Source organism: Micromonospora sp. M51, from assembly GCF_018070305.1.
Classification (GTDB): domain Bacteria; phylum Actinomycetota; class Actinomycetes; order Mycobacteriales; family Micromonosporaceae; genus Micromonospora; species Micromonospora parva.
Genome location: NZ_JAGPXZ010000190.1, coordinates 1 through 8,766, shown reverse-complemented (window position 1 = coordinate 8,766; position 8,766 = coordinate 1). Strand labels below are relative to the sequence as shown.

Sequence of the window (8,766 nt, the reverse complement as noted above, 5' to 3'; positions counted from 1 at the left end):
GCGTCCAGGCTGGCCTTCTCGTCGAGCAGTCGCTGCTGACTGGCGGTGAAGCCGGAGATGCTCGCCTGCCGTTGGCGGGTCAACTGTTCGACGGTGCCGAGCCGGTCCAGCAGCGTGGCCGAACCCCCGGGACGCAGCAGCGCGTCAGCGGTGCGCAGGCTGCCGCTCTTGTACGCGGTGGAGGCGATCTTGGCGACGTCGGCCCGGCTCTGCTCGACCTGCTGTTCGAGCGGGCCGATGCGGGCCTGTAATCGGGCCACTGCGGCCTCGTTCGTCTTGATCTCCTCACGCAGCTTGTTGTACGACTCGACGACCCGCTCCAGCTCCGCCGAGGACGTCTCGATCCGGCGGGTCAGCTCGGCGGGGGACGGCTCGGCCTGGGCCACCGCCGTCGGGGCGATCAGCGCGGCGGACATGCCGACCAGCGCCACGGTGCGCAGCAGATTTCTCAGGGATGACAAGAGCGAAAGGCCCCTCTCCCACAGCCGCCGGGGCTGCTGATGCCCGCGACGACACCGGCCGGGGCCATCCGGGCGGACGGCACTGGGCCGGACCGGCTCGCCCAACCTAACCCGGGACGGATGTCACTCGCAGTTGAAGCAGTGGCGAAAGTTGGCGGAGTTGCCGGTCGTGGCCGGTGTGTTGGGTGGCGTCATCGTGGCTGATGACGACTCAGAAGGGGCGGACATAGCCCTTTTCGAGGGCCACTGACGGATATGCGACTTTCGTCGTTCCCGGCGCATGACGCCGGTTTCCTGGTCGCCATAACCGATAAAACCCGAAATGGATGCTGTTTCTCGGCGATGTCACCCGTCGGGGCGAGCTGTCGGGAGCCCGCAAATGCCCAGGTCGACTGGCAATGCCGAAACACAATGAAGTCCGGAGCCGGGAATCCCGTCGGCAGGTGGCGATGACTGTCACTGGCGGTCCACCCGGCCCACCGTCCCCTGCGGGAGGAACCGTGAATCGTGAAGGCGCAAAGACGCGACCGCCGCGAACGGTGCCGGGCGCCCGGTCGACCCTGCTGTACGCACGGCCCGGCATCATCGTGACCGTCGACCGGTTCACCGTCGGTCGCAACAGCTACCGGGTCGCCGACCTGACCCATCTGCGTACCACCCGAGGCCCGCACGACCGGATCGCCGTCCGGGCCGTCGTCCTCACCGCCAGCATGCTCGGCGGGGTGGGGGTGCTCCTCGGCTTCACCGGCGGTCTGCAACGTCTCACCGCCGAGGCGTACCTGATCCTCGGTGCGGTGTTCCTGCTCCCGGCCGCGCTCGCAGTGGTCGGTGACCGCTGGCGGCCGCCGCCCCACGAGCTGTGGGGGTGGTATCGGGGGACGGAGGTGCTGCTGTTCAGCGCCGACGACGAACGGCAGTTCGGCCAGGTCACCCGGTCGCTGCTGCGGGCCCGGGAGGTCAACCGCTACGGCGGCTGGGTCGATCCGCTCGCCGCAGCGGACCCGTGGCGGCCCAACCGCTGACGCGCCCCGATCCGCCCAGATGATCCTCCGGCGGGCTGACCAGTCTGGGCGGTGCGGACCCTTACGCCCCAGCAGGCCGTGTTTCGGCGCTTGACGCATCAGGCGTGAACTCACTGATCTTGAATATTGAAAACTGAAGATCCGCTCAGTATGTTGAGCGCGCCGCAGCGGCGGATCGATCAACACGGGGGCTGTTCATGGTCGTTCATGGTGGGCGTCGCACGCCCTTTTGGGGCATTCGTCGTCGTAGTTCCGCTCTGTTGGTCATGGCGCTCCTGCCGGCCTCGGTGCTCGTCCCACCTGCGGCTCCGGCCCGCGCGGCCGCGCCCACGCCCGCCGCTGCCTGCGTCGACGTCCAACCGGACGCCAAGAGCGCACGCGCGATGCTCGCCACCTGCGACCGGCAGGTGGAGATCCTGTCGGAGCGCACCGAATACGCGCAGACATTCCTCAACCCCGACGGATCGCTCACCCTGGAGCAGAGCATCGAGCCCGTACGGGTGCGCAAGGGCGACTCGTGGGTGCCGGTGGACACCGCCCTCAAGGCGACCCCGGAGGGGCTCACCCCCAGGGCGTCGGTGCTCCCGATGGTCTTCTCCCCAGGGGGCGAGAACGCACCGCTGGCTCGCCTGCGTGACGGTGCGCGCGAGTTGACGATGTCCTGGCCCGGTCGACTGCCCGCGCCGGTGCTCGACGGTTCCACCGCCGTCTACCGCAACGTGCTGCCCGAGGTCGACCTGCGCGTGACGGCCGGCGCTCTCGGCTTCTCCGAGGTGTTGGTGGTGCACACCCGCAAGGCGGCGGCCAACCCGAAGCTCCGGTCCCTGCGCTTCGGCCTGGCCGGCAAGGGGGTGACTGTCAGTCCGGCGGCCGGCGGTGGTCTGGCGGCCCGCGACGGGAGCGGCCGGGACGTCTTCAGTGCGCCCGCCCCGCTGATGTGGGACGCCACCGTCGCCGGCGCGGAGCCGGACCTCGCCGGCCAGGGCGCCCGATCGAGCGACGCACCAGCCGGCACCGCCGGGGTGACCCGGCGCGCGGTGATGCCGGTGACGGTCGGCCGCGACTCCCTGACCATCGTGCCGGACCGGGCGATGCTGGACGACCCGCGCACCAAGCTGCCCATCTACATCGACCCGTCGTGGACCGGGGGGATTGCCAGCAACGCCTGGACGTCGGTGTGGAGCAAGCACAAGTCCAGCTCGTTCTGGCAGAACACCACCGCCCTTCAGCGGGCGTCGACCTACGGCGCCGCCGGAGCGGGTCGGACCGAGGACTGTGACGGCTGCGCGGACCACATCATCCGATCCCTGTTCCGGATGAACACCAGCGCGGTCAAGGGCAAGATCATTAGCAAGGCGCAGTTCAGGATCGAGCAGCTCCACTCCTGGACCTGCAACCCGAAGTCCAACGCGAAGCTCTGGCTCACCGGGAAGATCTCGTCCTCCACGACCTGGAACAACCAGCCGAGCTGGGACAGCAGCTACACCGCTCAGACCGCGGCCAACCGCAAGCTTGGCGGCGCACACGGCTGTCTGGGCAGCGGGACGATCGAGTTCGACGTCACCCGCATGGTCGACCGGGCGGCAAAGAGCGGCTGGGCGGACCTGACAGTCGGGCTGCGGGCGGTCGACGAGGGCACCAAGAACCAGTGGAAGCGGTTCAAGCACTCGACGCCGAAGCTGGCGATCACCTACAACACCAAGCCCAGCCCGCCGTCGGGACACAAGTCGGACGGTAAGCCGTGCGCCGTCGGCAGCTCCCGACCGTACGTGTTGAGCGCCACCCCGTACCTGTCGGTCAAGCAGGCCGACCCGGACAGCTCGCAGCAGTCCCTGACGACGTGGTTCTACTGGTGGCCGCTCGGCGGCTCGCGCAACGAGACCAACAAGATCTCCCAGGCGTCGGGCAACCCGTCCGCGGTGTCGAAGCAGATCCCGTCCGGCAGGTTGGTGGACGGCACCACCTACGTGTGGCAGGCGATCACGTCGGACGGCTCGGTCAACAGCGACTGGTCCGGCACCTGTGAGTTCACAGTGGACGCCACGCCGCCGAAGGAACCCGGGGGCCTCAGCTCCACCACCTACAGCAACGACGGTACGCCGCGCGGCGGGGTCGGCGTGACGGGCGTGTTCACCGTGGCGCCGCCGACGCAGCGCCCGTACGAGGTGAAGGAGTACGCCTGGACCCTCGACTCGGGCGTGCTCACCGATGCGGTGAACGTGCCGGCCCAGTCGAATTTCGGTGCCTCGATCAGCGTCATTCCGTTGCACGACGGGGTGAACACCCTGCGCGTCTGGTCCCGGGACCACTCCGGTCGGTACTCGCTCGTCCCGGCGACCTACACGTTCAGCGTGCGGGCCGGGTCCGGTCCGGCCGCCCGTTGGACATTCGACGAGACCGGGAACACGGCTGTCGACGCCACCGGCCACGGCAACACGCTCACCCTGACGCCGTCGGGAACCCGGACGCCGGGTCGGGCCGGTGTCGGCACCGCGCTCAGCCTCAACGGCAGCACGACGGGTTCACTGACCGGAACGGTGATGACCCCGAACCCGGACACCGGCGCGGCCACCCCGGTCCGTACCGACGGAAGTTTCACTGTGGCTGCCTGGGTTCGGCTGCCGACCGTGCCGACCAGCGGCTACCAGGCCGTGCTCAGTGCCAACGGCACCCAGTCGCACGCCTACAGTCTGGGCTACTCCGGCGCGAGCCAGCGGTGGCGGTTCACCATGTCCGCCTCGGACACCATCAACACCACGCTGTACCACGTGCTGTCCAACTCGGCGGCCACCGCCGGCAAGTGGACTCACATCGCGGCGACCTACGACGGTGCCACGAAGAAGATGACTCTCTACGTGAACGGGGTGGCCCAGACCGCGACGACGACGCTGGTCGGCGGCTTCCACGCGACCGGCTCGATAACAGTCGGCAAGCGCAGGTGGGACGGCGCCGACGACGGGCTCTTCTCCGGTGCCGTCGATGACATCCGGGTCTACAACCTCGTCGAGACCCCGGCCAAGCTCGCCGCGTTGGCAGTGCCCCTGCAGCCGGCGGTGTCCTTCCCCAACGGCACCGAGGTGACCGCCGGAGGGCAGCTCCGAGTCACCTTCAACGCCGGCGGCGACACCAACATCACGAAGTTCCGGTACAGCGTGGGCGACACCGCGCTGGGCAGCACGGCGAACGCGACGGCCGCCGGTGGGACCGCCACCGTCGACGTCGGCGTCGGTACCGTCACGGGAGAACGCCTGATCTACGTGGCGGCCCAGGACGACGGTGGCCGAACCGGCGCAATGACCCAGGCGTCGTTCACCGTCAAGGTGACGGCATTCGTCTACGGCACCGTCTACGACGACAACTGGCTGCCGCTGGCCGGTGCCACGGTGCGACTGGAACCAGGTGGCCCGCAGACGACCACCGGCCCCGAAGGGGCGTTCAACCTCGGCAACTTCGCGCCCGGGGCCTACACCCTGGTCGGGTCCTTCGGCGGCCGTTGCGGGCTGACCGGCACCAGCGGCCCGTGGGAGATCGACGGCCAGGGGCTCGGTGTCGACATCTTCATGCAGCGGTATCGCGACGACGAGGGGCACACCTGCGCCACCTCGGCGAAGCAGTTCATCGCCGCCGACACCGCGCTCGCGCTGACCGGTGACGACGCGGTCGGCGAGGTGGCACTGCCCTTCGCGTTCCCGTTCTACGGCCACGCGTACCGCAGCGCCTGGGTGGACACCAACGGTCTCGTCTCCTTCACCGACCCGGGTGGATCCCACCCGTACACCGGTGGGGCGCTGCCCGCCCCGGCCGATCCGAACGGCCTGCTCGCCCCGTTTTGGGACGACCTGGTTGTCGACGCCTCGGCGAGCGTGCGTACGGGGACGGTGGGAACCGGCGCCGACGAACAGTTCGTCATCGAATGGCGAAACGTGCATCGCAAGTCGTCGACCGCGCAGCGGCTCTCCTTCCAGGTCCTGCTGGCCGCCGACGGCACCGTCACCACCAACTACGACCAGCTCGACAACGACGCTGAGCGTGGGGCCAACGCGGTGGTGGGGATGGAGGCACCCGGTGGCGACGACGGCCTGGTGTATTCGGCGGCGACTCCAGCACTGGCCACCGGGCAGGCGATCACCTTCGCGGTTCCGGTGACGGCCGAGCCGTTGGAGAAGCACGATCTCTCCGGCACCCTCGTCGACCCGGCGGGCAACCCGGTGGTCGGCGCGACCGTCACCCTCGACCCGACCGGTCTGGCCACCACCACCGGCGCCGGCGGTGCCTGGAGCTTCGCCGACGTGGTCGCCGACAGCTACACCATCTCGTCGTCGCAACACAACAGGTGCGGCCCGTCGGCGGAGAGCCAGGTCGACCTGACCGAGGACACGGTGCGGGCGCTGCAACTCGCCGTCGACTACGGCAGCCTCGGCTACAGCTGCGTCGTCGGCGCGTCCGGCTATGTCACCGCTGACACGCCGCTGACCCTGACCAACGGCACCGCGCAGGTGAACCTGCCGTTCCCCTTCACCCTGCACGGCAAGACCTACACCACGGGCTGGGTGGACACGAACGGACTGATCAGCTTCGACGCCGCTCCGATCACGGTCATCAACCCCGACATGCCGCGGGTCGACGCGCCGAACTCCGTCATCGCCCCGTTCTGGGACGACCAGCTCGGTATCGGATCCGGCAGCGTGATCCGTACCAAGACCATCGGCACCGCGCCGAACCGCACCTACGTGGTCGAGTGGTCCAACATGTCGCTGCAGACGTTCACCGCGAGCTACAACGTCAGCTTCGAGGCGACGCTGCACGAGGACGGACGGATCGGCTTCCACTACGGCACTCTCACCAACATCGTCCAGAAGGGCTCCAGCGCCACCATCGGCATCGAGAGCGCCTCCGGCTCGGTCGCGGAGGTCTACTCCTTCATGGAGCCGGCGGCCGTCAGCAACGGGTCCATCACCTTCACCCCGGCGCCGCCGGGTTCGATCAGCGGCACCCTGACGACGGCCGGAACGGGGGAGCCGATCGCCGGCGCCACCGTCACCCTCGACCCGGGCGGGCGCACGACGGTCACCGCGGCCGACGGTGGTTACCAGTTCGCCAACGTGCCCATCGGCGAGCAGGTGGTGGCCGCGGTCGGCACCGACAACCGGTGCGTCGGGCAGTACGCCCGTCAGTTCGTCAACCATCCCGGTGGTGGCACCCAGGACCTCGATCTCTCGGTGATGTCCAACGGTGACGAGTTCGGCTACTCCTGCACCACCGGACCGGTCACCTTCATCCCGGGCGACGTGGTGGAGACGTGGCGCGGTGACGACAAGGTCTGGCAGAAGACCGCGCCCTTCCCGATCGCCCTCTACGGGGAGACGCACACCTCCGCCTGGATCAGCGCCAACGGCCTGATCAGTTTCAGCAGCCTCGACGGCATCGACACCGACAAGCCGATGCCAACCCCCCTGCCGTACGACGAGCCGGGCGGGACGATCGACAACGCCGTGTACGCGTTCTACGACGACTGGGGAGTCGACGCATCCAGCGCGATCGCCACGAAGGTCAGCGGCACGGCCCCCAACCGGCAGTGGGTGGTCGAATGGCGCAACGTGTACCGCTCCGGCAACAAGGCGTACCGCGCGTCGTTCGAGGTCATCTTCAACGAGAACGGTGACATCTCGCTGGCCTACGCGGACATCGACCCCGCTGACGCCCGGGAGCGCGGCGGTCAGGCGACCATCGGCATCGAGAACGCCGCCGGCAACACGGCCTTCCAGTACCTGCACCGGGAGGCCCGGCTCACCAGCGGCCAGGGCGTCACCTTCCGGCCCAGCCCACCCGGGCAGGGCACGGTGTCCGGCACGGTCAGCTGTCAGGGAACTCCGGTGGCCGGCGTGACAGTGGCGGTCGCCGGAAAGACCGCCGTCACCTCGGCGACGGGCAGCTACCAGGTCACGAGCGTCCCCAGCGGCTCGTACGCGGTGATCGCCACCAGCGCCACCGGTACCTGCAACGGTTCCTCGGTGCAGCACGCCACGGTGAGCGCCGGTGCCGATCGGGTCGTCAACTTCCCGACGGCGGCGACTCCGGCCGGCGCCGGCTACACCATCGCCGAACAACCGATCACCTACACCCCCGCGGACGGCACGGTCCTGTCCCTGAGCGGTGACGACCGGGACACCCGGGTCGACCTGCCCTTCCCCGTCACGCTGTACGGGCAGTCGGTCAGCTCGGCCTGGGTGGACACCAACGGGCTGGTCAGCTTCGCCAACCCGGAGGAGCCGTTCCCGTACCCCTATCCGATCCCGTCGGCGGGTAGCCCAGCAAGCGGCATCTACCCGTTCTGGCATGACTGGGTGGTCGACTCCTCGGCCAGCGTCCGGACCGCGCTGCGCGGTGCGGCACCCAACCGGCAGTTCGTCATCGAGTGGCGCAACGTGCACTCCTACGAGGACCCCAACAGTCGGGTCACCTTCCAGCTGATCTTCGACGAGGCAGGCGGATACAGCTTCGCGTACGCCGACCTCGACGGGACGTTCCTGGAGCGCGGTGGCGCGGCGACGATCGGCATCGAGGGTGCCGACGGCACAGCAGCTCTTCAGTACACACACCGGCAACCGGTACTCCGTGCCGGCCTTGGCCTACGGATCAACCCACCCGCTTCCTGACCACAGCCGGTTCCCGCAACTGCCGTAGCTCCTCGGACCCTTCCGGAGGTAACCCGGTGCAGTCGAGCCTGCCCACACACGGGCCCGTGTCGTCGTCCACAACCAGCCGAACCTGGGCATTCTTCGTGATGCTTCTGGTGGCGGCGCTAACTGCCACGACGTTGTTCGTCCCACCGGCTCGGGCAGCGGCACCGGAAACCTTCGCCGCCCCGAAGGCGGCGAAGGTCAAGGCGGTACCGGTGCGTAGCGCACCCGCCGGCAAGGCGCCGGCCACGGCGGCGGTGCCTGAGGCGTCCGCGCAACCGGCCCCCCGGTGGCCGTCGGCGGGCCCCGCCGAGGTCGACCTGCCCGCGGCACCGGCGCAGGGCCGGATGGCCTCGCCAGCCCGAGCCGGCACGCTGCCGGTGCGGGTGAACCGTCCCGAGGCCACCGCGCGCGGTGCCAGCTCGGTGCCGAGCCGGGTCCGGGTCAGCGTGCTCGACCCGCGGGCCGCCGAGCAGGCCCGGATCCGCGGCGTCCTGATCCGGGTCGCCCGGGCCGACGGCGCCACCGGTCGGGGCACCGTCGAACTCGGCGTCGACTACCGGGCGTTCGCCACCGCGTACGGTGCCGACAGGGCGAGCACAC

General features: G+C 69.5%; 2 protein-coding genes and 2 pseudogenes. 3 read left to right on the top strand and 1 reads right to left on the bottom strand.

Features of this window, described 5'->3' with window-relative positions:
• Positions 1-461, bottom strand: a pseudogene (locus KBX53_RS12985) (glycoside hydrolase); the annotation flags it as partial.
• A 500-nt stretch (positions 462-961) separates the two neighbouring features.
• Here KBX53_RS12985 and KBX53_RS12980 point away from each other — a divergent pair.
• The 3 genes and pseudogenes from KBX53_RS12980 to KBX53_RS12970 all read left to right on the top strand — a co-directional run.
• The gene (locus KBX53_RS12980; protein WP_210859425.1) at positions 962-1,483 is read left to right on the top strand and encodes a DUF6232 family protein; all 522 of its coding nucleotides are present in this window, start codon (positions 962-964) and stop codon (positions 1,481-1,483) included.
• A gap of 266 nt (positions 1,484-1,749) precedes the next feature.
• Entirely contained in the window at positions 1,750-8,139 is a 6,390-nt protein-coding gene (locus KBX53_RS12975; protein ID WP_247675542.1) for a carboxypeptidase regulatory-like domain-containing protein, read from the top strand.
• A 125-nt stretch (positions 8,140-8,264) separates the two neighbouring features.
• Positions 8,265-8,766: pseudogene (locus KBX53_RS12970) on the top strand (hypothetical protein); the annotation flags it as partial.

Excerpts from the sequence above, each read along its gene's own strand:
- KBX53_RS12975 (WP_247675542.1), top strand. The coding sequence starts at position 1,750 with ATGGCGCTCCTGCCGGCCTCGGTGCTCGTCCCACCTGCGGCTCCGGCC.